General features: G+C 75.1%; 19 protein-coding genes. 12 read left to right on the plus strand and 7 right to left on the minus strand.

The window, feature by feature from the left end; genetic code table 11:
• Window positions 1-4 precede the first annotated feature (4 nt).
• Window positions 5-787 (minus strand): hypothetical protein, encoded by a 783-nt coding sequence (locus GPA02_RS13345; RefSeq protein ID WP_193567868.1) that lies wholly within the window; start codon window positions 785-787, stop codon window positions 5-7.
• Between the two features lie 31 nt (window positions 788-818).
• Window positions 819-1,232, minus strand: a complete 414-nt coding sequence (locus GPA02_RS18825) for an OsmC family protein (protein ID WP_162457783.1) — start codon at window positions 1,230-1,232, stop codon at window positions 819-821.
• Window positions 1,233-1,578: 346 nt separating this feature from the next.
• Between GPA02_RS18825 and GPA02_RS13355 the strand changes: the two genes are divergently transcribed.
• Both GPA02_RS13355 and GPA02_RS13360 read left to right on the plus strand, forming a co-directional pair.
• Window positions 1,579-2,682 carry a glycosyltransferase gene (locus GPA02_RS13355; protein ID WP_156200569.1) on the plus strand — a complete coding sequence of 368 codons (1,104 nt, stop codon included), beginning with the start codon at window positions 1,579-1,581 and terminating at the stop codon, window positions 2,680-2,682.
• Window positions 2,679-3,752 carry a glycosyltransferase family A protein gene (locus GPA02_RS13360; RefSeq protein WP_156200570.1) on the plus strand — a complete coding sequence of 358 codons (1,074 nt, stop codon included), beginning with the start codon at window positions 2,679-2,681 and terminating at the stop codon, window positions 3,750-3,752. Before GPA02_RS13355 ends, GPA02_RS13360 begins: the two co-directional genes overlap by 4 nt.
• 4 nt (window positions 3,753-3,756) lie before the next feature.
• On the opposite strand, the gene GPA02_RS13365 is transcribed toward GPA02_RS13360, so the two are convergent.
• Window positions 3,757-9,018 carry a CDP-glycerol glycerophosphotransferase family protein gene (locus GPA02_RS13365; RefSeq protein ID WP_156200571.1) on the minus strand — a complete coding sequence of 1,754 codons (5,262 nt, stop codon included), beginning with the start codon at window positions 9,016-9,018 and terminating at the stop codon, window positions 3,757-3,759.
• Window positions 9,019-9,309: 291 nt separating this feature from the next.
• Here GPA02_RS13365 and GPA02_RS13370 point away from each other — a divergent pair, with 291 nt between their 5' ends.
• The 3 genes from GPA02_RS13370 to GPA02_RS13380 are packed head-to-tail and all read left to right on the plus strand — an operon-like array spanning window position 9,310 to window position 12,022.
• Window positions 9,310-9,918 carry an acyltransferase gene (locus GPA02_RS13370; protein WP_156200572.1) on the plus strand — a complete coding sequence of 203 codons (609 nt, stop codon included), beginning with the start codon at window positions 9,310-9,312 and terminating at the stop codon, window positions 9,916-9,918.
• An 11-nt stretch (window positions 9,919-9,929) separates the two neighbouring features.
• Window positions 9,930-11,030, plus strand: coding sequence for a DegT/DnrJ/EryC1/StrS family aminotransferase (locus GPA02_RS13375; protein ID WP_156200598.1), 1,101 nt, complete (start codon window positions 9,930-9,932; stop codon window positions 11,028-11,030).
• The gene (locus GPA02_RS13380; RefSeq protein ID WP_156200599.1) at window positions 11,030-12,022 is read left to right on the plus strand and encodes a Gfo/Idh/MocA family protein; all 993 of its coding nucleotides are present in this window, start codon (window positions 11,030-11,032) and stop codon (window positions 12,020-12,022) included. The genes GPA02_RS13375 and GPA02_RS13380 overlap by 1 nt, the downstream gene beginning before the upstream one ends.
• A gap of 10 nt (window positions 12,023-12,032) precedes the next feature.
• Here the strand turns inward: GPA02_RS13380 and wecB are convergent, their stop codons facing one another.
• On the minus strand, window positions 12,033-13,073 hold the full coding sequence (wecB, locus tag GPA02_RS13385; protein ID WP_156200573.1) for a non-hydrolyzing UDP-N-acetylglucosamine 2-epimerase: 1,041 nt from the start codon (window positions 13,071-13,073) through the stop codon (window positions 12,033-12,035).
• Window positions 13,074-13,092: 19 nt separating this feature from the next.
• Between wecB and GPA02_RS13390 the strand changes: the two genes are divergently transcribed.
• Genes GPA02_RS13390 through rfbB form a run of 3 tightly spaced genes read left to right on the plus strand, consistent with a single transcriptional unit; the run spans window position 13,093 to window position 16,292 of the window.
• Window positions 13,093-14,415: a nucleotide sugar dehydrogenase gene (locus GPA02_RS13390; protein WP_156200574.1), complete on the plus strand. Its 1,323-nt coding sequence runs from the start codon at window positions 13,093-13,095 to the stop codon at window positions 14,413-14,415.
• On the plus strand, window positions 14,412-15,257 hold the full coding sequence (gene rfbD, locus GPA02_RS13395) for a dTDP-4-dehydrorhamnose reductase (protein WP_156200575.1): 846 nt from the start codon (window positions 14,412-14,414) through the stop codon (window positions 15,255-15,257). Before GPA02_RS13390 ends, rfbD begins: the two co-directional genes overlap by 4 nt.
• 42 nt (window positions 15,258-15,299) lie before the next feature.
• Window positions 15,300-16,292 carry a dTDP-glucose 4,6-dehydratase gene (gene rfbB, locus GPA02_RS13400; protein ID WP_156200576.1) on the plus strand — a complete coding sequence of 331 codons (993 nt, stop codon included), beginning with the start codon at window positions 15,300-15,302 and terminating at the stop codon, window positions 16,290-16,292.
• A 14-nt stretch (window positions 16,293-16,306) separates the two neighbouring features.
• Here rfbB and GPA02_RS13405 read toward each other — a convergent pair whose 3' ends face one another.
• Both GPA02_RS13405 and rfbA read right to left on the minus strand, forming a co-directional pair.
• Window positions 16,307-16,915 carry a dTDP-4-dehydrorhamnose 3,5-epimerase family protein gene (locus tag GPA02_RS13405; protein WP_156200577.1) on the minus strand — a complete coding sequence of 203 codons (609 nt, stop codon included), beginning with the start codon at window positions 16,913-16,915 and terminating at the stop codon, window positions 16,307-16,309.
• Window positions 16,912-17,784, minus strand: coding sequence for a glucose-1-phosphate thymidylyltransferase RfbA (rfbA, locus tag GPA02_RS13410; RefSeq protein ID WP_156200578.1), 873 nt, complete (start codon window positions 17,782-17,784; stop codon window positions 16,912-16,914). The genes GPA02_RS13405 and rfbA overlap by 4 nt, the downstream gene beginning before the upstream one ends.
• Before the next feature lie 104 nt (window positions 17,785-17,888).
• Here rfbA and manA point away from each other — a divergent pair, with 104 nt between their 5' ends.
• Entirely contained in the window at window positions 17,889-19,076 is a 1,188-nt protein-coding gene (gene manA / locus GPA02_RS13415; protein ID WP_156200579.1) for a mannose-6-phosphate isomerase, class I, read from the plus strand.
• On the opposite strand, the gene GPA02_RS13420 is transcribed toward manA, so the two are convergent.
• On the minus strand, window positions 19,063-19,728 hold the full coding sequence (locus GPA02_RS13420; RefSeq protein WP_156200580.1) for a TIGR03089 family protein: 666 nt from the start codon (window positions 19,726-19,728) through the stop codon (window positions 19,063-19,065). The two genes, manA and GPA02_RS13420, sit on opposite strands and share 14 nt — an antisense overlap.
• A gap of 457 nt (window positions 19,729-20,185) precedes the next feature.
• Between GPA02_RS13420 and GPA02_RS13425 the strand changes: the two genes are divergently transcribed.
• The 3 genes from GPA02_RS13425 to GPA02_RS13435 are packed head-to-tail and all read left to right on the plus strand — an operon-like array spanning window position 20,186 to window position 25,626.
• Window positions 20,186-20,449 (plus strand): WhiB family transcriptional regulator, encoded by a 264-nt coding sequence (locus GPA02_RS13425; protein WP_193567869.1) that lies wholly within the window; start codon window positions 20,186-20,188, stop codon window positions 20,447-20,449.
• A gap of 25 nt (window positions 20,450-20,474) precedes the next feature.
• Window positions 20,475-24,062, plus strand: a complete 3,588-nt coding sequence (locus tag GPA02_RS13430; protein ID WP_156200582.1) for a glycosyltransferase — start codon at window positions 20,475-20,477, stop codon at window positions 24,060-24,062.
• Between the two features lie 49 nt (window positions 24,063-24,111).
• A complete protein-coding gene (locus GPA02_RS13435; protein WP_156200583.1) occupies window positions 24,112-25,626 on the plus strand; it encodes a DUF5719 family protein in 1,515 nt (504 codons plus the stop codon).
• Window positions 25,627-25,757: the final 131 nt, after the last annotated feature.

Below are 25,757 nucleotides of genomic sequence, written 5' to 3' on the forward strand. Positions count from 1 at the left end.
CAGCCTACGACGCAGGGCGCTCGTCCTCCGGCTCCGACCCGGGCCCGTCCAGCTCCAGCACCGTGTCGAGGTCGGCGCCCGCGTCACCGGCCGGCTCGACGACGAAGCTCGCCTCGACCTCGCGGACGAACGTCGCGGGCGGTGGTCCGAAGGCCGACCGGACGCCGTCGATCATCGTCCCGCCCACGGCGCGGCTACCGGCGTAGCCGACGGCGGCGCCGATGCCGAAGGGGAGCAGCCGGCCGAGCATGACCGAGCCGACCTTGGCGGCGGTGCCCTTGACCAGCCGACCCCGCAGCGTCTTGTTGACGGTCTGGACCGTCGCGACCGGCAACCGGGTGAGCAGCGTCCGGCCCCAGGCGACCGCGGACAGCCCGAGCTCCTGCTGGAGCACCTCGGGGCCGTTCTCGCCGAGCAGCGCCGTCAGCAGCAGCGCACGCCGGCGGGCACGGTCCTCGACGGCGATCCCGTGGACGTCGGCGACCGCGAGCGCGAGCAGGCTGGAGGCGCCGAGGAACGTGGCGACCTGGCCGACCGTGAGCGCCAGGGCGGTCCCGGTGCCGACGACCGGCAGCGCCGCCGCGGCGCCGACCGCGCCGCCCGACGTGCTGACCGCGAGCAGGTACCGCTTCTCCAGCAGCCGCACGACCTCCTCGGGCGTCGCGTGCGGGCGCTTGCGTCGGATGCCGTCGACGTAGGCGCGCACCCGCCCGGTCGGCAGCGCGAGCGCGGCGTCGAGCGCCTCGTCGAGCGAGCGCGGACGGTCCGTGGTGCTCGTGCGTGCCATGTCTCTCCTCGGGTCCGGCCGCCGTGGCGGCTCAGCTGCGCTCGATCGTCAGCGAGTGGGGCAGGTCGTGCTCGACGGTCCGGCCGACGGTGCAGGCGCGGTCGACCGCGCGCGCGGCCGCCGCGACCAGCTCCTGCCAGGCCTGCTCGTCGAGGTGGTCGGCGCCGCCGACCGCGAGCCGCACCGAGGCCTCGGCGTAGCGGTTGGTGGCGGCGTCCTTGACCGCCGTCACCTCGCCCGTCAGCTCGACGTGCTCACCGACGCGGCGGGCGATCGGGAAGTCGGCGCTCATGAGGTTGCACGCCGCGAGCGCGACGGCGAGCAGCTCGCCGGGCGTGAACGCGCCGTCGACATCCGCCGGGCCGAACCGCACTGTCGCGCCGCGGCCGTTGCCGGCGACTCCCTGGCGGGTGCCGGTGCGCCGCAGCCGGAGGGTCGGGTCCATGGCGACATCCTCACACGCAGGCGCGCGCGGACGGCGGGGTCTCCGGGGCGTGCGGGCGGGCAGCGGTCCCCACCCCGGAGGGGTCGGGCAGGCCTGGGTGGCCCCGCCGCGAGGCCCTCGGATCGCTGCCCGAACCCCTTGCGCGCGGGGTGCGCGAGGTCCATGATGAGCGGACCTCCTCACGGAGGGGTCTCCTCCGGGAGACGAGGCCCGGCCAACGCATACTTGGCCGGGCCTCATTCGTGCTCCGGGACACTGTCTACCGCACCGCAGGCACCGGCCCGTGCAGGCGCGCCGCCCCCGTCCGCCACCTGGCGAGACGCCCGCCGCCGGGTAGCCTGGCACCGTGCGGATCGTGGCGGTGACGACCTGGTTCCCGACCACCCGTGCCCCCGGGAGCGGGGTGTTCGTCGCCAAGGACGTCGCGGCGCTCGCCGCCCACCCCGACGTGACGTCGGTCGAGGTGCTGCACCTCGTCGCGCCGCGCCTGCACGACGGCGTGGCCGAGACCGTGGTCGACGGCGTGCGGGTGCGCCGGCTGCCGATGAACCCGCTCGACCCGACGGCGGTCGTGCGGGTGGCCCGGACGTTGCCGCGGCTGCTCGCCCACGCCGACGTCGTGCACTCGATGGCGATCTCGTCGCTGCCGCCGCTCGTGCTCGCCCGGTTCTCACGCCCGTGGCTGCACACCGAGCACTGGTCCGGGCTCACCAACCCGGGCACGGTGCCGCTGCTGCTGCGCCCCGCGACCGTGGTCGCGCGGCTGCTGCTGCGGGCGCCGACGACGGTGACCGCGGTGTGCGAGTACCTCGCCGCGCCGGTCCGCCGGCTGCGCTACCCCCGGCGCACCGCCGTCGTCGGGTGCGTGGTGGCACCCGTGCACGTCGCGTCGCGGCCGTTGCGGCCGGCCCGCGAGCTGCGGCTGGTCGCGGTCGGGGGCCTGGTCGACCGCAAGGACCCGCTGCTCGCGGTGCGGACGGTCGCCGAGCTGCGCGACCGCGGCGTGCCCGCGCGACTGACCTGGGTCGGTGGTGGTCCGCTCGAGCGCGCCACGCGGCGGCTCGCGCGACGCCTGGGGGTCGAGGACGCCGTCGTGCTCACCGGGCCGCTGGACACCGCGGGCGTCGGGGCCGCGCTCGACGCGGCCGACATGTTCCTGCTCCCCACCCGCGGCGACAACTTCTGCGTCTCCGCGGCCGAGGCCCTCGTGCACGGCCGGCCCGTCGTCGTCGGCGCGACCGGTGGCCAGGGCGAGTACATCGACCCGGCGGTCGGCAGGCTCGTTGCCGAGCAGACGCCGCAGGCCTACGCCGACGCCGTCGTCGACCTCGACCGGCACACCCAGCACCTCACGGCCGCCGAGATCGCCGCGACGATCGGCGACCGGTTCGCGCCCGAGCGCATCGCCGAGGCCTACGTCGCCGAGTACCGGCACCTGAGGGCTCGGTGACCGAGCGGGTCGGTGTCGACGTCGTCGTCGCCGTCCACGACACCAGCAGGCCGATCGCGCGGGCGGTGCGCTCCGTGCTCGACCACAACGGCGAGGGCGTGCGGCTCACGGTCGTGTGCCACGAGCTCGACGCCGACGACGTCGCCGCGGTGCTCGACCCGGCGCACCGCGACCGGGTGCGGCTGCTGGAGCACCGGGACGGGCGCCGGTCGCCCGCCGGACCCTTCAACGCCGGCATCGACGCCGCGACGGCGGACTACGTGGGCGTCATGGGGTCCGACGACACGCTCGCGCCGGGAGCGATCTCGTCCTGGTACTGGCTGGCGGAGAAGCACCGCGCCGACGCCGTCGTCGCGCGCCTGGAGCACGCCGACGGCCGCGTCGTCCCGACGCCGCCCACGCGCCCGTTCCGGCGCGGCCTGCTCGACGGCGTCCGGGACCGGCTCAGCTACCGCAGCGCACCGCTGGGGCTGGTGTCGCGCGCGGCGATCTCGCGGCTGGGCCTGCGCATGGACCCCGAGGTCCCGGTCGGGGAGGACGTCGGCTTCGTCACCCGGCTCTGGTTCGGCGGCCGCGTGGTGCTCGACCGGACGGGGCCGCCCTACCGTATCGGCGACGACGCGACCGACCGCGTCACGCTCGCGACCCGGCCGGTCGCCGAGGAGCTCGCGTTCGTGCGACGGCTGCTCGAGCGGCCGTGGTTCCGGGCGCTGGGCCTGGACGAGCGCCGCGCGGTCTGCGTCAAGCTCGTGCGGATCCATCTCTTCGGCATCGTGCTCAACCGGCCCGACCCTGCCTGGTGGACCGAGGCCGAGCGCGCGGCGCTCGCGGCGACCGGCCGCGCGCTGCTCGCGGCCGCGCCAGGCGTGGAGGCCGTCCTCTCCCTCGCCGACCGCGCGCTGCTGGACCGCATCCTGGACGGCGCCGGCGACGGCGCCACGCTGCTCTCCCTCGCGCGCGCCCGCCGCCGGCACGGCACCCCGCGCACGCTCCTCACGCGCGACCCGCTGCGGCTGCTGGCGCGCGAGGCGCCGCTGCGGCTGATGACCGCGTCGGTGCTGGTGCGCTGACCGCTCAGCCGCCGGCGCGACGCCAGGCGTCGAGCTCGAGCGCGCGCTCGATCACGCGTTCGGAGCTGCGTCGGTCGCGATGGAGGAAGACCTCGCCGAGCCGGTCGGCGTACGTCGTGGCCGCGGTGAACCCGGAGCCGACGAGCTCGCAGACGGCGTCGACCAGGTCGTCGAGGGAGTGCAGCACGGGGCCCGGTGCCGAGGTGTCGTAGTCGAAGATGCCGTCGCGATAGTGCTCGGTGCGGAACCGGGCGCGGTCGGTGTGGTCGAAGATCACCGGCTTGCCGAGGTACGCGAAGTCGAAGAACACGCTCGAGTAGTCGGTCACGAGCGCGGAGCCCCTGGCGAACGCGTCGCGGTAGCGCACCGACCCCGGTTCGTGGACGACGACGCGCTCGGACGCCAGCGCGGCGTAGACCTCGGTGTACGCGGCCATCGCCGGGTGCAGCACCATCTCGATGCGAGCGTTCGCGCGCCGCAGGGCGTCGTGGACCCGTGGGTCGGTCAGGAACGCGCGCTGGTGGAGGTAGTACTCCTCGGTCGCGAAGTCCTCGCGCGCCGTGCTGGTCCCGTCCGCCTGCCGGTCACCCGTGAGCCACGACCGCCACGTCGGCATGTAGAGCAGCACCGGGGCATCGGAGCTGCTGCGGTCCTCCAGCAGGTCGAACCGGGGGAACCCGGTGCCGAGCAGGCGCGGGCCGGCCAGGCCGAAGCCCGGCGTCGACGCGTACCGGACCTCGTGCTCGGTGGCGACGACCACGCCGTCGTGGCCACGGAGGTACCGGCTGAAGACGCTGTCGACCCTGTCCTTGGTGATCCCGTGCTGCAGCCAGACGAACGTGAAATCGGTGGCGGCGGCGTAGTCCTCGCGCGGCTCGCCGTGGAACGGGTTGTTGTAGACGTCGCCCGCGTGCGAGGACAGCAGCAGACGCGCGTCGAGGTAGAGCTCGCGGTGCTGGGGCGAGTGCGGGTGCACGACGCGACCGGTCTTGCTCAGCTCGGTGTAGCTCGGGGCGGCCGGGTCGAGCACCAGCCACGTGTTGCGTCGCAGGTCGGGGCGCTCGCGCTGGATATACCGGAACAGCGCCTCGCCGTTGTCGTCGCCGAAGCGGGGCCTGTCGGTGACCAGCACCACGCCCGTGTCCCGCCGGCGGAGCCGGCCGAGCACCGCCGCGCCGGCCCGGCGCAACCGGCGGAGAGTCGACGGCTCGCGGCGCTGCATACTCGGCGGGGGCGAGACGACGAGCGTCCGGCGGTCGCGGAGCCGGACGGCGCCGTGCTGGGTGGAGTGGGTGAGCTGCTCGTCGGCCTCCGCGAACGGGCTGCGCACGCCGTCGGAGACATCGCGGCAGGGATCGGTGCGTCCGGTCCGCTCGTTCAGCACCGACAGCGTCCACCCGGCCTCACCGCGGCGGACCGGTACGAGGAACCTGCGGTAGCTCGCCGTCGAGGCGACGAAGTGGCCGTACCGATCGGGCACCATCGCCTCGGGCTCGGCCTCCACCGCGCGCAGGACCTGCTTCTTCGGGCCGACGAGCACGAGGTCGACGTCGGGCGTGCCGTAGCTCGTCAGCAGCGCCTCGACCACGACGCCCGCCGGCGTCACGTCGGCGCGCAGCACCGTCGTGCCCAGGGTCGCGAGGCGCGCGACCGGGACGCCCTCGTAGCAGAGGTCGCTCGGCCCGCGCCCGGTGCTCACCTCCCAGGGGTGCGGCCGCTGCCCGGCGAGCGAGCACAGCGCGTACCGGGGGGCGAGCCCCGACGCCCAGGTCGACGTGGCGAGCACGGCCGCCGGGACCCGCTCGAGCACGGCGGCCAGATCGCGTCGGCGCTCCTGGAGCGCGCCGGGCGCCGTCCAGACGCGGTCGCCCAGGTAGCGCAGCGCCTGCAGCGCCAGGAACACGACGATCCCGCTGGTCGCGGCGTCGAGAGGGCCGTCCGGCAGGTCGTCGCGGAGCGTCGCGAGGATCCCGTCGACGAGACGAGCACGTTCGGCGTCGCGGCGCCTCGTGATCGACAGCCGCGCGGTCGTCGCGCCGGTGGTGCGGACGGCCTCGGTCAGCACCCCCATCCTGTGGTCGCTCGCGAGCACCCCCCGCAGCACCGCCGACCACAGGCCGACCCCGGGCAGGTCCCCGCCCGCGGCTTCGAGACCGACGTCGCCACGCACGAAGGCGCACACTCCCGCCAGCGCGAACGCGTCCGGGGCGTCGCGGAGGTCGACGACCTCCTGCCCGGTGCTGATCTCGTTCCGCGTGATGTCCTCGCGGCTGGGGAACGGGTTCCGGCGCGGGGCGGCCGGGACGGCCGCGAGCACCCTGAGGTCGGGCCGCAGCGCGGCGGTGCGTGCCAGCCGGTCGATCGCGCCGGGCAGCAGCACGGCACCCGGCTGGAGGACGCAGAACCATCCGCCAGGGCGTGCGCCCTGCCAGGCCGGGGCCGCGGCGTCCGTCGCGTCGCCGACGACCAGCCTGGTCGAGCCGGCGTGCTCCGCCACGAAGGTCTCGACGAGCTGTCGCATCTTCGCCGTGTCCTCGTCGAGCACGAGGGTCGTGTCGACGGCGCCTCCTACGCTCGCCTCGTCGAGGCTCTCCAGCGTTCTCCGCAGCCGGGAGACGTCGGTCCCGCAGCGCACGACGACGCTGAGCGGTGGCCGGACGGCGGCCCGCTGACCGGCCGCGCTGCCCTCCTCGGCGCCCGGCTCGTCCTCGAGGACCAGCAGCAGGCGGCCGACGGCGTCGCCGTCGCGGTGGTGGAAGAACGACGCCGTGGCGTCGTCCCGGCGGTCGCCGGTGTGCTCGACCATGCCGTCGAGCGCCGTGAGCGCCTCGCCGACGCTCTCGACCACGGGGCCGAGGCCGGCGGCCTCCACGTCGAGCGCGGTCGGCAGCGAGAGCACCGACTCGCGCTCGGCGGTGTCGCGGTCGGGCCGCAGGAAGAGGGTGCGGGCACCGCAGAACGCCGCATCGAGCGCGAGCGGCGAGTAGTCGGTCACGCACACGACGCTCGCGGCGACGGCCTGCTCGCGCTCGTGCTCGCTGCCCGGCACCTCGACCCACGCCGGCAGGTCGAGGAGGGGTGCGAGCGCGTCGTAGCCCGACGGCAGCACGACGCTGACCTGCAGACCGCCACGGCGACGCAGCTCGTCGAGGCGCGCGTCGTGAAGCAGCGCACGCCACCGGTCGACGTACCCGGTGCTCTCGAGGTGGCCGGCGAGCCGGTCGTCGTCGGGACCGGGCCAGTCGCGGCGCGTGGCGAGCGCGAGCAGCAGGGTCGGGCGGGTCGCGCGCGCGGCGGCGAGCCGGTGCAGCCGGTCCTGGTAGGGGTGACCGGTGACGAAGACGTCGCCGCCATCGATCGCGTAGGGCGAGCCCGAGGCGGTGAGCTTGTCCAGCTCGTAGCTGGACGAGACGACCGTGGCATCCAGCCGCGAGGCGTTGAGGAGCCGGTAGTCGGGCATCGGTTCGACGGCGGTGGGCAGGTACAGCGTGCGCCAGGTCCTCGCGATCGCGGCACCACCCGCGAGGTGGCGCGCGGCGCGCGGGTTCGGGGTGAGCAACCAGGCGCAGTCGCGCATGAGCGTCAGGTGCTCGGGGGAGCCGCGCAGCACGACGTCGCGCTGCTCGGTACCTGTGCCACGCAGCTGCGCGTACCGGTCGCCCTGGGCGACGATCCACACCGGGGCGTCGGGTCGGCGGGCTCGCAGTCCGTCGTAGAGCGGCAGCGTGTTGCGGGAGCCGGTGTCGTCGTCGATGACCCAGACCGCGCGCCGCGGCTCCGTGCTCGACGCGTCGGAGGTGTCGCTCTCGGCTGCCGCGCGCTCGACCTGCTCGGAGGTGGTCGGTGACGTCGTCGCGGTCCCTGGTTCCGGCATGACGGGCACGACCGCCGGCAGCGGCGGGGAGGTCAGCCCCCGGCGGCGCCGGTGTACGCGCGCGGTGAGCGCCCGTCCGTCGAAGTCCAGGGACAGCCCCGGGGTGCGCGACCGGAGCCTGATCGACTCGTCGGCACCTGCGCGCACCCAGAGGAGGTGCTCGTAGCACCACGTCTCACCGAGGAACTCGACGGCACGGGTCTTGCGGCTCCACGCGGGCTGGCGCTGCGCGGAGGTCGTGACGCTGACGCGGACCTGGGGCTCGGAGGAGTAGAACGAGACCCGCCGCCGTCCACCGGTCGCGTCTGCCACGCGGCGGAGGACCGGGCTGTCGGTGAGGGGCCCCACCGCCGCCAGCCACGCGTACCGGATCTCGGCCGGCAGGTCGACGACGCGGAAGCCGAGGATGCGGTCGCGCCCGATCCGGCGGAGATTCGCACGCAGCGCGGTCGCGATCGCCGACCGCTGCCGCGACGTGAGCGAGTACACCGGGCTGTTCCTGCGGCGGTTCCCCCGGAAGAGGTGGAAGACGGCGTAGAGGAGCGCGTTCGCCAGCCACTGCGGGCACTCGTCGCCGGCCCGGTCGAGGATCGCCGGGTGCGAGTACCCGATCGTCACCTGGTAGCGCGCGTAGTTCTTCACGGCGCGACCGATGATCGAGGAACCGTCCGCGCGCTTGAGGTAGTGGTAGACCGCACGCGGGACGGCGACGTAGCGGGCACCGTTCTCGAGGAGGTAACGGATCGAGAAGTCGGCGTCGGACCCCGTGCGGAGCCGCTCGTCGAAGACGAGCCCGGCACGCTCGATCACGGCGCGCGACCACACCGCGGTCCCGCCGGACAGGTGCAGCCACTCCGGGTCCACCGCGAGGTCGACCAGGCGGTCCTCGGGACCGTCGAAGCGGAAGTCGAGCGGGTGCGGCAGGTGGGTGCCCTCGGCGTCGACCGCGTAGAGGCGCGTCGCGAACATCGTCTCGCCGGGGTGCGCCGCGATCGCGCGCTGCAGCTGGCTGAGGTAGTCGGGCGCCAGCCTGTCGTCGGGGTCCGGCGTCATGACCCACGCGCCCCGGGCCAGCCCGAACCCGACGTTGCGGGCCGACGCGACCCCGCCGTTGTCCTTCTCGACCAGGAGGACCGGGTAGTCCGTGCGCGCCATCCACTCGCGCACGACGTCGCCGGACCCCTCGGGGCAGCCGTCGACGACGACGACGACCTCGCAGAGCTGCTTGTCGACGTCCTGCTCGTCCAGCGAGCGCAGGAAGTCCGGCAGGTACTCGCGCACCCGGTAGCACGCAGGCACGATCGAGAACAGCGGCTCGTGCTGCTCCCAGAAGCTGGCAGGTCTGTTGCTCTCCGACGAGTAGCTCGGTCCCCCCGACCGACTGTCGTGCACAGCTCTCCTCGATCCGCTCGCGTGCTGCTGGCCTCCGGCTGCCGCGGACGCCCAGGCGCGCGAGGGCGCACGACAGGCGAGCCGTTGCTCGCCCGGCAGGATAACGCGACGCCTCCGCGCCCCGGCCGCGGGGCCGACGACCGGGGACCAGGACGCCGCCCGGTGACGTCGGCCCGGGCGTGCGCCGCCCCCACTGCGGACCGTCCTGGGCGCGCCCTGCCGGGGGAGCGGGGTGAGGGGTCGGCTACCGTGAGCCGACAGCACCCGTCCCCAGCAGCAAGGGCACCGCGTATGGCCGCACGTGTCGTGGACTCCGCCGACGTCGACCCCCGAGCAGAGCTCGGTGACGGCACGTCGGTGTGGCACCTCGCGCAGGTCCGGGAGGAGGCCGTCGTCGGCCCCGACTGCGTGATCGGGCGAGGGGCCTACATCGGCACCGGGGTGCGCATGGGACGCGGCTGCAAGGTGCAGAACTACGCCCTGGTCTACGAGCCCGCGGTGCTCGAGGACGGCGTCTTCGTCGGCCCGGCCGCGGTGCTCACCAACGACACCTACCCGAGGGCGGTCAACCCCGACCTCAGCCCGAAGGGTGCCAGCGACTGGGAGCCCGTGGGGGTGACGCTGCGCGAGGGCGCCGCCGTCGGAGCCCGCGCGATCTGCGTCGCGCCGGTGACCGTGGGGCGCTGGGCGACCGTGGCCGCCGGCGCGGTCGTCACCGCCGACGTGCCTGACTTCGCCCTCGTCGCGGGTGTGCCCGCGCGCCGGATCCGTTGGGTGGGCCGCGCCGGCGTCCCGCTAGAGCCAGCCGGCGAGGGGTCGTGGCGGTGCCCCCGCACCGGGGCGACCTACACCGAGCAGGACGGCGTCCTCACCGAGGACGACGCAGCACGACCAGCATGACCGGAGCCAGCATGGACCTGCCCCTGATCCCGCCCGCCAAGCCGATCATCGGCGAGGAGGAGAGGGCCGCCGTCGACCGCGTCCTGCGGAGCGGCATGATCGCGCAGGGACCGGAGGTCGCCGCGTTCGAGCAGGAGTTCGCCGACCAGCTGGTCGGCGGCCGCACGTGCGTGGCGGTGAGCTCGGGCACCGCGGGCCTGCACCTCGGGCTGCTCGCGGCCGGCATCGGCCCGGGCGACGAGGTCGTCGTGCCGTCGTTCACGTTCGCGGCGACCGCGAACTCGGTCGCCCTCACGGGTGCGGCACCGGTGTTCGCCGACATCGACCCCGTCACGTACTGCCTGGACCCGACGGCCGTCGAGGCCGCGGTGACGTCGCGCACGACGGCGGTGATGCCGGTGCACCTGTACGGCCACCCCGCCGACATGACCGGTCTGCGCGAGGTCGCGGACCGGCACGGGCTGCGCGTCTTCGAGGACGCCGCGCAGGCGCACGGCGCCACGCTCGACGGCGTCCCGGTCGGCGCGTTCGGCCAGTTCGCGATGTTCTCGCTCTACCCGACCAAGAACATGACGTCGGGGGAGGGCGGCATGGTCGCCTGTGCCGACGAGGAGGTCGCACGCCGGCTGCGGCTGCTGCGCAACCAGGGCATGGAGCGCCAGTACGCCAACGAGGTGGTCGGGTTCAACGCGCGCATGACCGACATCCACGCCGCCATCGGCCGCGTCCAGCTCGGACGGCTGGCCGCGTGGACCGAGACCCGGCGCGCGAACGCGGCCTTCCTCGACGCCCACCTCGAGGGCGTCGTCGTGCCGACGGTGGCCGACGGCGCGACGCACGTCTACCACCAGTACACGATCCGGGTGCCCGAGGACCGCGACGGCTTCGTCACCGCGCTCCGCGAGGAGCACGGCGTCGGCACCGGCGTGTACTACCCGATCCCCAACCATCGGCTGGCGTCGCTGGCCCGGTACGCGCCCGGGCTCGAGCTGCCCGAGACCGAGCGGGCGGCTCGCGAGGTGCTGTCGCTGCCCGTGCACCCCGCGCTCACCCAGGAGGACCTGGAGCGGGTCGTCGCCGGTGTCAACGCGGTCGCGAAGGCGGGTGCGTGATGGCGCGGCGCCTGCGCGCGGGCCTGATCGGGCTCGGCATGATGGGGCGGCACCACGCTCGCGTGCTGCGGCTGCTGGAGGGCGTCGACCTGGTGGCCGTCGCGGACCCGGCGGGCGACCCGCACGGCGTGGCGGGCGACCTCCCGGTGCTGCCGGACGTCGCAGCGCTCGTCGCGGAGGGGCTCGACACCGCGATGGTCGCGGTCCCGACGATCTACCACGAGGAGGTCGCGCTCGCGCTCGCCGAGGCCGGCGTGCACACGATGGTCGAGAAGCCCATCGCGGAGAGCGTCGCGTCCGGCACCCGGGTCGCCGAGGCGTTCGCGGCGCGGGGCCTCGTGAGCGCCGTCGGGCACGTCGAGCGCTTCAACCCGGCGCTGCAGGAGCTGCGCCGCCGTCTCGAGCGGGGCGACCTCGGCGAGATCTACCAGATCACGACCTCGCGTCAGGGGCCGTTCCCCTCCCGCATCGCCGACGTCGGCGTCGTCAAGGACCTCGCCACCCACGACATCGACCTCACCTCGTGGATCGCGAACAGCCCGTACGCCGCGGTGTCGGCGCGTACGGCGCACCGCAGCGGCCGCGAGCACGAGGACATGGTGCTGGTGACCGGCGTGCTCGCGAACGGCATCGTCGTCAACCACGTCGTCAACTGGCTCTCCCCGAAGAAGGAGCGGCAGACGATCGTCACCGGCGCCCGCGGTGCCTACGTCGCGGACACCGCCACCGGGGACCTGACGTTCTTCGAGAACGGCACCACGCCGACGCAGTGGGACTCGGTCGCCGCGTTCCGTGGGGTCTCCGAGGGGGACGTGACGCGGTTCGCCATCAGCAAGCGGGAACCGCTGCTCGTCGAGCAGGAGACCTTCCGCGACGCCGTCCTCGGGCAGCAGACCGACGTCGTCACGATGGCCGAGGGCCTGCGCACGCTCGCGGTGGCCGAGGCGATCCTGCGCTCGGCGCAGACCGGGGAGACGGTCGCGCTCGACTGAGCGGCGTGTTTCAGCCGGCGGTGCGCGCCTGCAGCGCCTCGACGGTGCGCCGCGCGGCGTCGCCGGTGCCGTACGGGGCGGCGTCGGTCTCCTGAGGGCGCGGGCGCGCGACGGCGTCGGCGATCCCGTCCGGGCCGACGAGCACGTTCCACCCGAGGTCGACGGTCTCGGTCCACTCGGTCTCCGGGCGCACGGTCGTGCACGGCACCCGCAGCAGGAACGCCTCCTTCTGCAGCCCGCCGGAGTCGGTGACGACGGCGCGCGCCGCGGCGACCGTCGCGACCAGCCGGGGGTAGGCGAGCGGGTCGTGCACCTCGATGCGCCCCTGCGCCAGCTGGATGCCGGCGGCGCGGGCCCGCTCGCGCAGGCGCGGGTGCGCGAGCAGCAGCACCGGCGCGTCGAGCGCGGCGAGCCCCGCGACGACCGCCGCGAGCCGCGCCGGGTCGTCGGTGTTCTCGGCGCGGTGGATCGTCGCGACGACGGCGCCCTCGGCCGGCAGCGGCTCGGCCCCGCGCTCGAGCGTGCGCAGCAGCACGTCGGTCATGACGTCGCCCACGAGCACCGACCGGTCGGCGAGCCCCTCGCGCCGCAGGTGCGCCATCGCGACCTCGGTCGGCGCCAGCAGCAGGTCGGCCGCGTGGTCGGTGAGCACGCGGTTGTGCTCCTCGGGCATCGCCCGGTTGAACGAGCGCAGACCCGCCTCGAGGTGGGCGAGCGGCAGGTGCAGCTTCACGGCGGCGACGGCGGCCGCCAGCGTGGAGTTGGTGTCGCCGTAGACGAGCACCCAGTCGGGGGAGCGGTCGGTCAGCACGTCGTCGAGCGCGGCGAGGATCGCACCGGTCTGCACGCCGTGGCTGCCCGACCCCACGCCGAGGTGCACGTCGGGCGCCGGGATGCCGAGGTCGTCGAAGAAGACGTCGGACAGCAGCGGGTCGTAGTGCTGGCCGGTGTGCACGATGACGTGCTCGGCGCCGGCCGCGGCCAGCGCGTCGGCGACCGGGGCGAGCTTGACGAACTGCGGGCGGGCGCCGACCACGCTGAGGACCTTCACGCCCGGTAGCCTGCCACGCGTGAAGATCGCCGTCGTCGCGCTCGGCAAGATCGGCCTGCCGCTGGCCGTCCAGTTCGCCTCGAAGGGCCACGACGTCGTCGGGGTGGACGTCGCCACGGCCGTGGTCGAGCAGGTCAACGCCGGGACCGAGCCGTTCCCGGGGGAGGCGCACCTGCAGGAGCGGCTCGCCGAGGCGGTCGCCGCCGGCCGGCTGCGCGCCACGACCGACTACGGCGAGGCGGTGCCGGGCGCGGACGCGGTCGTCGTCGTCGTGCCGCTGTTCGTCGACGACGCGACGTGGCAGCCGGACTTCGGCTGGATGGACGCCGCGACCCGCGCCCTCGCCGAGCACCTCACGCCCGGCACGCTCGTCTCCTACGAGACCACCCTGCCGGTGGGCACGACCCGCACCCGCTGGCGGCCGATGATCGAGGAGGTCTCCGGACTGAAGGAGGGGCGCGACTTCCACCTCGTGTTCTCGCCCGAGCGCGTGCTGACCGGCCGGGTCTTCGCCGACCTGCGGCGCTACCCGAAGCTCGTCGGCGCGCTCGGGCCGGAGGGCGCGGAGCGTGCCCGCGCGTTCTACGAGGCGGTGCTCGACTTCGACGAGCGTCCCGACCTGCCGCGGAGCAACGGCGTCTGGGACCTCGGCAGCGCCGAGGCCGCGGAGATGGCGAAGCTCGCGGAGACGACCTACCGCGACGTCAACATCGGCCTCGCCAACCAGTTCGCGCGGTTCGCCGCGGCGCACGGCATCGACGTGCACAAGGTCATCGAGGCCTCCAACTCCCAGCCGTACAGCCACATCCACCGGCCGGGCATCGCGGTGGGCGGCCACTGCATCCCCGTGTACCCGCGGCTGTACCTGTGGACCGACCCGGAGGCGACGATCGTCCGCACGGCCCGGGAGGCCAACATGGCGATGCCGTCCTACGCCGTCGGCCTCCTCGAGGGCGCCCTCGGCTCGCTGGACGGCGCTCGCGTGCTGGTGCTCGGCGCCGCGTACCGCGGCGGCGTCAAGGAGACGGCGTTCTCCGGCGTCTTCCCGGTCGTGGAGGCGTTGCGCGCGGCCGGCGCGCAGGTGCTGGTGCACGACCCGCTCTACAGCGCCGACGAGCTCGCTGCGCTGGGCCTGACCGCGTACAGCACGGGCGTCGACGGCCCGGTCGACGGCGTCGTCGTGCAGGCGGACCACCCCGAGTACGCGACGCTCGGCGCCGACGACGTCCCGGGCGTGCGGGTCCTCGTCGACGGTCGCGGCATCACCCGACCCGAGCGCTGGCAGGGTGTGCGTCGCGTCGTGCTGGGCGAGCCGGGGCCGGCAGGGGCTGAGCCGTCATGACCGTCCTGGTGACCGGTGCGCGCGGGATGCTCGGTCGCGACGTCGTGGACGTGCTCGAGGACGCCGGCCACGCCGTCCGAGCCCTCGGACGCGACGCGCTCGACGTGACCGACCCGGTCGCCGTCGGCCGCGCCGTGCGCGACGTCCAGGCCGTCGTGAACTGTGCGGCGTGGACCGCGGTCGACGATGCCGAGACCGCCGAGCGCGCGGCGTTCGCGGTCAACGCCACGGGTGCCCAGCTGCTCGCGCGCGCGGCACGAGCCGAGGGCGCGCCGATCCTGCACATCTCGACCGACTACGTCTTCGACGGCACGGCCGAGGTGCCCTACCCCGAGGACGCGGCTCTCGCACCGCGCTCGGCGTACGGACGCACCAAGGCGGCGGGGGAGTGGGCGGTGCGAGCCGAGCACCCCGAGCACTGGGTGCTGCGCACCGCGTGGCTGTACGGCGCGCACGGCCGCTGCTTCCCACGCACGATCGCGTCGCTCGCCGCCGACCGCGACGAGCTGCAGGTGGTCGCCGACCAGGTCGGCCAGCCCACCTGGACCCGCGACGTCGCGCGGCTGGTGGCCGCGGTGCTCGAGCGGCGCCCGCCGCCCGGGGCCTACCACGCGACGTCGTCCGGGCAGGCCTCGTGGCACGATCTCGCGACAGCCGTCGTCGCCGCTGCCGGCTCCACCGCGCGCGTCCTCCCCACCAGCAGTGACGCCTACCCCCGCCCTGCTCCACGACCCGCCTGGTCGGTGCTCGGCCACGAGCGCTGGCACGAGGTCGGTATCCCGCCGATCGGTGACTGGGCGGACCGCTGGCGCGAGGCCGCCCCCGTCGTCCTCGGCGGCTAGGGTGCGCAGACCGGCACGACCCACGAAGGAGGCCCGGAGAAGATGATGCTCGTCACCGGCGGTGCGGGATTCATCGGCAGCAACTTCGTGCGGCTCACGCTGCGCGAGCACCCGGACACCCGGGTGCGGGTGCTCGACGCGTTCACCTACGCCTCCAGCCGCGACTCGCTCGCCGACGTCGCCGACCGCGTCGAGGTCGTCGAGGGCGACGTCGCCGATCGCGACGCCCTCGACCGTGCGCTCGACGGGGTCGAGCAGGTCGTGCACTTCGCCGCGGAGACCCACAACGACAACTCGCTCGACGACCCGCGCCCCTTCGTGCACAGCAACCTCGTCGCGACCTTCGAGCTGCTCGAGGCGGTGCGGCGCCGGGGCATCGCGCTGCACCACGTCTCGACCGACGAGGTCTACGGCGACCTCGAGCTCGACGACCCGCAGCGCTTCACCGAGACCACGCCGTACAACCCCTCCAGCCCGTACTCCTCGACCAAGGCCGGCAGCGACATGCTCGTGCGGGCGTGGGTGCGCTCGTTCGGGGTCCACGCGACGATCTCGAACTGCTCGAACAACTACGGCCCGTTCCAGCACATCGAGAAGTTCATCCCGCGCCAGATCACCAACGTGCTCGCCGGGGGCCGACCGAAGCTCTACGGCGCCGGCGCCAACGTACGCGACTGGATCCACGTCGACGACCACAACCGTGCCGTCTGGCGCATCCTCGAGGCAGGTCGACCGGGCGAGACCTACCTCGTCGGCGCCGACGGCGAGCGCAGCAACGCCGACGTGGTCCGCGCGATCCTGCGGCTCATGGGGCGACCGGAGGACGACGTCGACCATGTCGCCGACCGCGCCGGTCACGACCTGCGCTACGCGATCGACTCCAGCCGGATCCGCGCCGAGCTGGGGTGGCAGCCGCAGTACGGCGACTTCGAGGCAGGGCTCGAGCAGACGATCGCCTGGTACCGCGACCACGAGGCGTGGTGGCGGCCGCTCAAGGACGCCGTCGAGGCGCGCTACGCCGCCAAGGGGCAGTAGGTCCCGACCTCGCGTCAGCGGGCGAGGAACGCTCGCACGTCCGCGAGCGAGGGCAGCAGACCCTGGTCACGAGCCAGGGCGAGCGACGGGGCCTCGCGGTCCTTGTCGGAGACGATGTGCGTCAGCGGCGAGCCGTCACGACCTGTGCGTGGCCAGTCGATGCCCAGATCGGTGTCGAACGGGTCGACGCCGTGCTCGCGCCCCGGCGCGTACGGCGTCGAGCACAGGTAGACCGCCGTGCTGCCGTCGACCAGCGACACGAACCCGTGCCCCAACCCCTCGCTGAGGAAGACCGAGCGGCGGTCGACGTCGTCGAGCAGCACCGCCTCCCAGCGACCGAACGTCCGGGAGCCCGTGCGGATGTCGACCACGACGTCCCAGATCGCCCCGACGGGGCAGCTGACGTACTTGGCCTGCGACGGTGGCACGTCGGCGAAGTGGATGCCACGCACGACCCCGGCGCGCGACACCGAGGTGTTGACCTGCGCCACCTCGAGCGTGCGCCCGGTCGCCTCCGCCAGCTCGGCGGCTCGGTAGGACTCGAGGAAGGTGCCGCGGTCGTCGTCGAACCGCCGGGGCGTGCAGACCCAGGCGCCCTCGATCGACATGGGCTCCGTCGTCATCGTGCGCCCGCCTCGAGGAGACCGAGCAGGTAGCGGCCGTAGCCGGACTTGACCAGCGGCTCGGCGCGTGCCCGCAGCTCGTCGTCGGTCAGCAGTCCACGGCGCCAGGCCACCTCCTCGGGGGCGCCGATCTTCATGCCGACGCGAGCCTCGATCGTGCGCACGTAGTTCGAGGCGTCGTTGAGGGAGTCGAACGTGCCGGTGTCCAGCCACGCGGTGCCGCGCGGCAGCACCTCGACGTGCAGCCTCCCGGCCTCCAGGTAGTGCCTGTTGACGTCGGTGATCTCGTACTCGCCGCGTGCCGAGGGACGCAGGCCGCGCGCGACCTCGACGACGTCGGCGTCGTAGAAGTACAGCCCGGGCACGGCGTAGCGGCTGCGCGGGTGCTGCGGCTTCTCCTCGAGCGAGAGAGCCCGGCCGTCGGCATCGAACTCGACCACGCCGTAGGCGGTCGGGTCGGCGACCTCGTAGGCGAAGATCGCAGCGCCGTCGACCTCGGTGAACCGCGCGAGCCGGGTGCCCATGCCGGGGCCGTAGAAGATGTTGTCGCCGAGCACGAGGCACGCCCGCTCGCCGTCGAGGAAGTCGGCGCCGACCGTGAAGGCCTGCGCGAGGCCTCTGGGCTCCGGCTGCACCGCGTAGTCGATCGAGATGCCGAACCGGTCTCCGTCGCCGAGGACGCGTTGGAACTGCGCGGAGTCCTCGGGCGTGGTGATGACGAGGACCTCGCTGATGCCCGCCAGGATCAGCGTGGACAGCGGGTAGTAGACCATCGGCTTGTCGTAGACGGGCACGAGCTGCTTGCTGACGCCCAGCGTGACCGGGTGCAGCCGCGACCCGGTGCCGCCGGCGAGGATGATGCCGCGCATCGCCCCATTGTGCCGGTCGGCAGGGTCGCGGCGGGTCGAGGCTCCCCGTAGCATCTGGGTTCGCCCACGCCCGCACCGGGCACGTCCGAGGGGAGCGATGTCCGATGCACCGTCTGGAGGGTGCCCGGCAGCACTACGCGTGGGGCTCGCGCACCGCGATCCCGCAGCTGGTGGGGGAGCCCCCGTCCGACGAGCCGCTCGCCGAGCTCTGGTTCGGGGCGCACCCCGCGGGGCCCACGCGGCTGGCGTCGGGGGAGTCGCTGCAGGAGCACCTGGCGGCGGCGCCCGAGGAGCGCCTGGGGTCGGACGTGCTGGCCGTGTTCGGACCCCGGCTGCCGTACCTCGTCAAGGTGATCGCGCCGGCGAGCCCGCTGTCGCTCCAGGTCCACCCGAGCCGCGAGCAGGCGCGCGAGGGCTTCGCGCGCGAGGAGGCGCGCGGTGTCGCGCCGGACGCGCCGCACCGCAGCTACCCCGACGACAACCACAAGCCCGAGATGCTCTACGCGCTCGAGCCGTTCGAGGCGCTCGCCGGGTTCCGCGCGGCGCGCCGCGCGGTCGAGCTGCTCCGCGACCTGGACACCGTGCTCGCCCGCGAGCTCGTGGCCGACCTGCGCTCCGACCTCGGCGGCGCCGGGGTGCGGGCGGCGTTCACCCGGCTGCTCGACCCGGCGACGCGCCCGGGTGCAGACGCGATCGCCGAGACGGTCGAGGCGTGCGCTGCGCGGCTCGCGGCCGGCCGCTCGCCGTCGGTGCGGTCGGACCGGATCGTCGCCCAGCTCGCCGAGGCGTTCCCCGGCGACGTCGGCGCGGTCGCCTCGCTGCTCATGAACCCGGTGTCGCTGCGCCCCGGCGAGGTGCTGTTCGTCCCCGCCGGCGGCGTGCACTGCTACCTCTCGGGCCTCGCGGTCGAGGTGATGGCGAGCTCGGACAACGTGCTCCGGGCGGCGCTGACACGCAAGCACGTCGACACCGAGGCGGTGCTCGACACGGTCGACTGCGTCGCGGCGCCCCCGGTGCGGATCGGTCCAGAGCACGTCGGCGACCACGTCGAGGTCTTCTACGCGCCGGTCGACGACTTCGAGCTCGCCGTCGCGACCCCGCCGCCGGGGGAGCCGGTCGCGCTCCCGGGTCGCGGGCCGCGGATCGTGCTCGCGCTCGACGGTCGTGTCCGCGTCGCGCACGGCGACGACGCCCTCGAGCTGGAGCGGGGCGGCGCCGCGTTCGTCGAGGCGTCGGGCGAGCCGGTGGTGGTCGACGGCGAGGGTCGCGCCGCGCAGGTCACCGTCCCCTGAGCGGGTCCTCGGCGACGGCCCCCTCCTGCTCACGGATCGTCGCGACGGCGTCGTCCTCGCGCGGCGTCGCGACGACGACGGAGCCGTCCTCGCGCCAGCACGCCCACGCGCGCTCCAGCAGCGCGGCGGGGTCGTGCGCCTCGAGCAGCACGCGTGCGCCGGGGGCGCCGGTCGTCCGTGCGCCCGCGGGGCCGCTCGCGGCGAACATCGGCTCGTCGGGCTGGCCCATGAGATCGGCGGCGCCGTCGAGCGCACCGGCCGGCAGGTCGCCCGGCCAGGCGCGCGCGAGCGCGGGCAGCGGCACGGCGACGACCTCGACGGCGCCGCCGCTCCAGCGCTCCGGGTGGTCGGTCACGACGACCACGGGGTCGCCGCCGTCGTCCCCGAGCAGCACCTCGGCGCCGGCCGCGCGCACCGCGAGCGCCCACACGAGCAGCCGCCAGTGCGCCGGGAGGTCGAGCCGCACCGCGGTGCCCGGGCCGGCGTCGCACTCGGCGACGAGCAGGTTCGCCGCCTTGACGACCCAGTTGCGCAGCACCCGACCCGACAGCTCGACCCGCTCGCCGTCGTCGCCGTACCAGGTCAGCCGGGGTCGGCTCGGCTCCCAGGCGGTGAGCAGCGGCAGCACCTCAGGGTTCGTCGGGCTCGTCATGGCCCGAGGCTACGCGCCCGCCACGCGGTCGTGAGACCGCGGCCGGTCGCCATCGGCCCCGCGGTACGGTGCGCCTCGTCCCGCACGTGCGAGCGGGGCGGAGAGGGGGTCGAGGTGGGGTCGTGCGCGCTGCGGCGAGGGACGGGTATAGCACGCCTCGGGCTTGACTCCTGGGGATAACACGCGTGTAATTTAGGCACCACCGCGCACGAGGTGGGACCGGGGCAGGGGACCGGGCAGCACACGGTCCGCGAGAGCGGGACGGAAGGACGACGCACGGGACGAGCGACGGAGACGAGGGCGCCGGCAAGGTCGGCGGCGCCGTCGACGACGTGGCCGCCCAGGCGGGAGTGCACGGTACATCGACTTACGACGAGGGGATCCGGCGGTGTGGAACATTCTTGGGGAGGGCCCGCTCGGCTCAGGCGTCACGCCGGAGCCCAGCGCCCCGTCCCCCCTGGCAGCGCTGTTCGGGGCGAGCGAGGACGAGGGCGTCCTCGGGTGGCAGGAGCGCGCGCTGTGCGCGCAGACCGACCCCGAGGCGTTCTTCCCTGAGAAGGGTGGCTCGACGCGCGAGGCCAAGCGCGTCTGCTCGTCGTGCGAGGTGCGCGTCGAGTGCCTGGAGTACGCGCTCATGAACGACGAGCGCTTCGGGATCTGGGGTGGCCTGTCGGAGCGCGAGCGGCGCCGGCTGAAGCAGCTCAAGCACCGGGTCGTCTGATCCTGCTCGTCCCGCCCCCGTCTTCATGAGCCGACCTTTGCGCGCCCGCGTCGCCGCTGTCGTCGTCGTCGGCTCCGACCGCGCGTTCCTCCCCGAGACCCTCGCCGCGCTCGCCGCGCAGACCCGCGCGCCCGACGACGTCGTCGTGGCGTGCAGCGAGGCCGACGAGACCTGGCTGCGCACGCAGCTGACCGACGCCGGGCTCGGGGCACGGGTCGTCGATGTCGGCGCCGTCGGTGGCCCGGGCGAGGCCCTCGTGCGCGCGGTCGAGGTCGCGAGCCTCGACGCCCCGTGGCTGTGGCTGCTGCACGACGACTCCGCGCCGGAGCCTGGCGCGCTCGCGGCGCTCACGCAGGTGGTCGAGACCGGCCGCTCGATCGCCGTCGCAGGCTGCAAGCAGGTCGCGTGGAGCCACCCGGACCGGCTGGTCTCGGTCGGCGTGCGGTACACGCGCGACATCCAGCGCTACACCGGCATCGAGGACGGCGAGGTCGACCAGGGCCAGCACGACGACCGCGAGGACGTCGACGCCGTCGGCACCGCCGGCATGCTGGTCGACCGGGAGGTGCTCGCCGAGCTCGGCGGCCCCGACCCCGCGCTCGGCCCGTTCCTCGACGGGCGCGACCTCAGCCGACGAGCACGGCTGGCGGGCCACCGCGTCGTCGTCGTGCCCCGGGCCGTCGTGCGGCACGCCCGCGCGGGTCTGCTCGGGCTGCGACGCGACCCCGACGCGGCCCCCGACCCCAACCACAGCTTCCGGCAGCGCCGGACGTCGGTGCTGCACGCCAGGCTCGCCGAGGCTCCTGCGCCGCTGGTCCCGCTGGTCGCGCTCGCCGCGCTGCTGGCCGGTCCGCCGCGCGCCGTCGGGCGACTGCTCTCCAAGGAGCTGCCGCTGGTCGTCGACGAGCTGTGGTCGCCGTTCGTCGCGCTCGCGGGCTGGGGCGCGGTGCTGCGCGCGCGGCGTCGCGGCCGCGCCACCCGCAAGGTCTCGCCCCGCCACCTGCGTCCGCTCGCCGCCACCTGGTCCGACATCGCGAGGGTGCGTCGCGACCAGCGGCTGCAGGCCGCCGCGCAGCGACGCACGGTCCGGGCGCCCTCGGAGCTCGAGATGCGCGAGCGCGCCGCGCTCGGGCTGCGCCGCCGCCTCGTGCTCGCCGGCGTGCTGCTCGTCGCGGTCGCGACCGCGGGGGTGACGCTCGCACCGGTGGCGTTCACCGGCCCGCTGCTCGGCGGTGCGCTGCTGCCCTCCGACGTCGGCTTCGGGGAGCTCTGGCGCTCCGCCACCTCGTCGTGGCTCGCCAGCGGCGACGGTCTCGCCGTCCCCGCCGACCCGTTCCTCCTCGTGCTCGGCGTCCTCTCCGCGCTGACCGGCGGCCCGTTCGGCACGCCGGTGTGGGTCACGGTCGCGATCGTGCTCGTGACCGCGATCCCGCTGTCGGCGCTCGCGGCCTGGTTCGCGGCCGGCGCGGCCACCCGCTCGCTCGCGGTGCGGGCCTGGGCCGCGGTGCTGTGGGCGCTGGCGCCGCCGCTGGTGCTCGCGATCTCCGGCGGGCGCATCGGTCCCGTCGTCGCGCACGTGTTGCTCCCGCTCGTCGGTCTCGCGCTCGCGCGTGCGTTCGGTCTCGACCGGCGCGACGTCGTCGTCTCCGGGCTCGTCGGCGCCCGCCGCGTCGCGCGACGGACGGCGTCGGCGCCCGCCGTCGAGGTGCGCCGGCGCCGCCTCGAGGCGCTCGCGGCCGTGGCCGACGACGCACCCACCGGGCAGATCGCGCGCGTGCTGGCCGGGGCCGACGCGGCGAGCGAGGCCCCCGCGGCAGGCGAGGACGGGGCCACGGCCGACCAGCCCGGCGAGGGCATCGAGGGCACCGAGGGCTCCGAGAGCACCACGAGCACCGAGGGCGCGCGCCCCAAGACCGATGGCGGCGAGACCGTGGCGCCCCAGGAGGACGGTCCGGCCGGCACCTCGCCCGACGACGAGGTCGACCTGCGCATCCGCTCCAACACCGAGGAGTCCTACGACGACGAGGAGGACGAGCCCGCGACGATCGTGGCCAAGCCCTCGGGCGTCGGCTCCCTGGGCGCCGCAGCGGCGGCGGGCCTGTGCCTGGCGGCCGCGGCCGCCGGTGCGCCCGTGCTGCTCCCGGCGGGGCTGCTCAGCCTGCTGCTGCTCGCCGTGCTGCTCGGCCGCCGGGCCGCGCGCGTCGCCGGGCGGGCACGGCTGCTGCTGGTTGCGCTGCCGCCTCTCGTGCTGCTCGCGCCGCTGCTGCTGCACGCCGTGCAGGTCGAGGACGGCTGGCGGCTGCTGCTCGCCGGCCCGGGCGCGGTGAGCCCGCCCGCCGCGACCGGGTCGCCGCTGCTCGCGCTGCTCGGCTGGCCGCAGGAGCCCGCCACCGGCGGCACCCCCTGGCTCGCGCTCGCGGCGTCGATCACCGTCGTGGTCGCCGCGGTGGTCGCCCTGGTGCGCAGCGGCGGGCTCGCGCGCGGGGTCAGGCTCGCCTGGCTGGTGGTCACGCTCGGGGCGGCCGCAGCGCTGCTCGCGCCGCGCGTCGAGACCGGGGTCGCCCGCACCGCCGACGGCGCCGATGTCGTCGCGACCGGCTGGGCCGGCCCCGGCACGTCGCTGGTGCTGCTCGGCCTGCTGATGGCGACCGCGACCGCGAGCAGCGGCCTGCGCACCTCGTTGCACGGCCGCAGCTTCGGCTGGCGGCAGGTGACGGTCGCCGCGCTCGGCGTGCTGCTGGCCGCGGGCGTCGTGCTCGCGGGGGTCGCCTGGACGACGATGCTGCGTGGCGACGCGCTGGCGCTGCACACGCGCTACGACGACCCGGTGCCGGCGATCGGCGACGAGCTGCGCGAGTCCGGCAGCCGCGCCCGCGTCCTCGCCGTGTGGGTGACGCCGTCGGGCGTCGTCGACGCCGAGCTGTGGCGCTGGTCGGGGCCGCAGCTCACCGAGACCTCCTCGGCCGCCGCTCTGGCGGACCTCGACCGTGGCGCCGCGCCCGACCCGGCGGGGGAGTCGCTGCAGGCGATCGCCGCCGGGCTCGCGACCGGCACGATCACCGACGCCCCGGGGCAGCTGGCCGAGCACGCCGTCGGCGTCGTCGTCGTGCCGCCCGTCGACTCCGACGTCACCCGCACCGTGGGCGACGAGGTGGCCCGCTCGCGGCTCGTGGCGCTGCTCGACGAGGTCCCGGGGCTGGAGCGCGTGACCGAGAACTCCTCGGGCGTCGTGTGGCGCGTCAGCACCGCCGAGGTGACACCGGCGCGGGCCGCGCTGATCGGCGCCGACGGTGTCGCGACCCCGGTGCCCGCCGAGGTCGTGGGCGTCGACGCCGAGATCGCGGCGACCTCCGGGCCGTCGGTGCTCGTGCTCGCCGAGCGCGCCGACCCGGGTTGGCGCGCCTGGCTCGACGGCGTGCCGCTGCGGGCGGTGCCGCACGGGTGGCAGCAGGCGTTCGAGGTGCCCGCCGGCGCCGGTGGCGATCTCCAGGTGCGGCACGAGTCGGTCACCCACGTGCCGACGCAGGTGCTGATCGCCGTCATCTTCGTCGTCGTCGCGCTCATCGCGCTGCCGACCCGGCGCCGCCGTCTCGACCCGGTGGAGGACCTGTGATGTCCCGCGAGCGCCACGCCCGCCGCACCGCGACCGCCCGGGAGGACCGATGAAGGTCTCCGCACGCGCGTCGGCGCTGCTGCGCCGTGTCGGCCTGCTCGTCAGCGGGCTGGTCGTGCTCGGGCTCGCCGGTGGTGTCGTCGGCGCCGCGGCGACGTTCGAGCCACCCACCCCGAGCGTCGTCGAGGTGCCCGAGCTGCGCGTCGGCGCCGGCGCGACGTCCTGGGTGTGCGCACCGGCGCCGACGCTGCCCACCGCCGCCGCCGGGGAGGACCTCGAGTACGACCCGGACCTCGGCACCGGCGGCGGCAGCCTCGCGACGCTCGCCGACCTGACCGCCGTCGGCGACGCCGGTCGCCCGGTCATGAGCGCGGGCGCGATCGGCCAGGATCGCGTCGACGTCGGAGGTGCGGGGCAGGTGGCGACCGTGAGCGAGCCGGACGTCACCGACCCGGTCGTCGCCGTCGTGGAGCCCGACGCCGAGGGCGTGCCGCTAGTGGCGGCGCTCGGCCTCGCGCGGGCGGACAGCGGCGACCTGCGCGGCCTGGTCGCCTCCGTGTGCCAGCAGCCGGTCACCAGCGCGCTGCTCGTCGGCGGCTCGACCGCGCTCGGCTCGAGCGCGCGGCTGATCCTCAGCAACCCGGGCGACACCGCGGCGACCGTCCGGGTGACGGCGTGGGGCGCGACCGGGGTGCTGCCCGACCCGCCGACCGTCGTCGTCCCCGCCGGTGCGGTGCGCGCGGTGCTGCTGGAGACGATCTCGCTCGAGCCGCGGGTCGCCGTCCGGATCGACGCCGAGGGCGGGCGCGTGGTGCCGGTGATCCAGGACAGCGCGCTCGACGGTCTGGTCGCGGCCGGCACCGACATGGTCGGGCAGACGGCGGACCCGACGACCGAGCTGCTCGTGGGCGGCCTGCTGCTCTCGAGCGCCGACGGCGCCTCGGCGTCGCTGCGTCTGCTGAACCCGGGCGAGACCGCGGCGACCGTCACGGTCGAGACGCTCGGTCCCGACGGCGCGGCACAGCTCGAGGGCGCGGTCGGCTCGGTCGTCGAGCCGGGCACGGTCGTCGACATCTCGCTCGCCGGCGTGCCGAGCGGCAGCTACGGGCTGCGCGTGACCTCCGACGAGCCGGTCACCGGCGCCGTCCGGACCGTCCGCACCGGTACGGCGGGGGAGGACGACCCGGACACCCCGCCGGTCGACGTCGCCTGGACACCCGCGACCCAGCCGGCCGACCGTGGCGTCGTCCCGATCCCCACCGCGCTCGCCGAGCGCGTCGACGTGAGCGTCACCAACCCCGGCACCGCCGCGATCGACGTGACCGTGACCGCCTACGACGAGCTCGGTCGCGCGATCGACGAGCGCGCGGTCACCGTCGGCGCCGGCGCGACGGCGCCGCTCGAGGTGCCCGCGGGCGCGCTGGTGCTCGTCGTCGAGGGCGAGGGGGTCGTCGCGGGCGCGGTCGTCACCAGCGAGGCCGAGGACGGGGTGCTGGTCTCCGCCTACCCGATGGTGCCCGACCCCTACACCGAGCAGTCGGTCCGGGTCCGCGTCGACGGCTGACGCTCGCGCACGGCACCGCTACCTGCCCCACCAGCCCGGCGAAATCGAGCTTCCGGGTCGAGATCGAGGGGATGGATCCTCGATGTCGCCCCAGAACCTCGATCTCGGCGAGGGGCGCGTGGCGTCGCGGC

The organism is Actinotalea caeni, from assembly GCF_009733795.1.
Classification (GTDB): domain Bacteria; phylum Actinomycetota; class Actinomycetes; order Actinomycetales; family Beutenbergiaceae; genus Pseudactinotalea; species Pseudactinotalea caeni.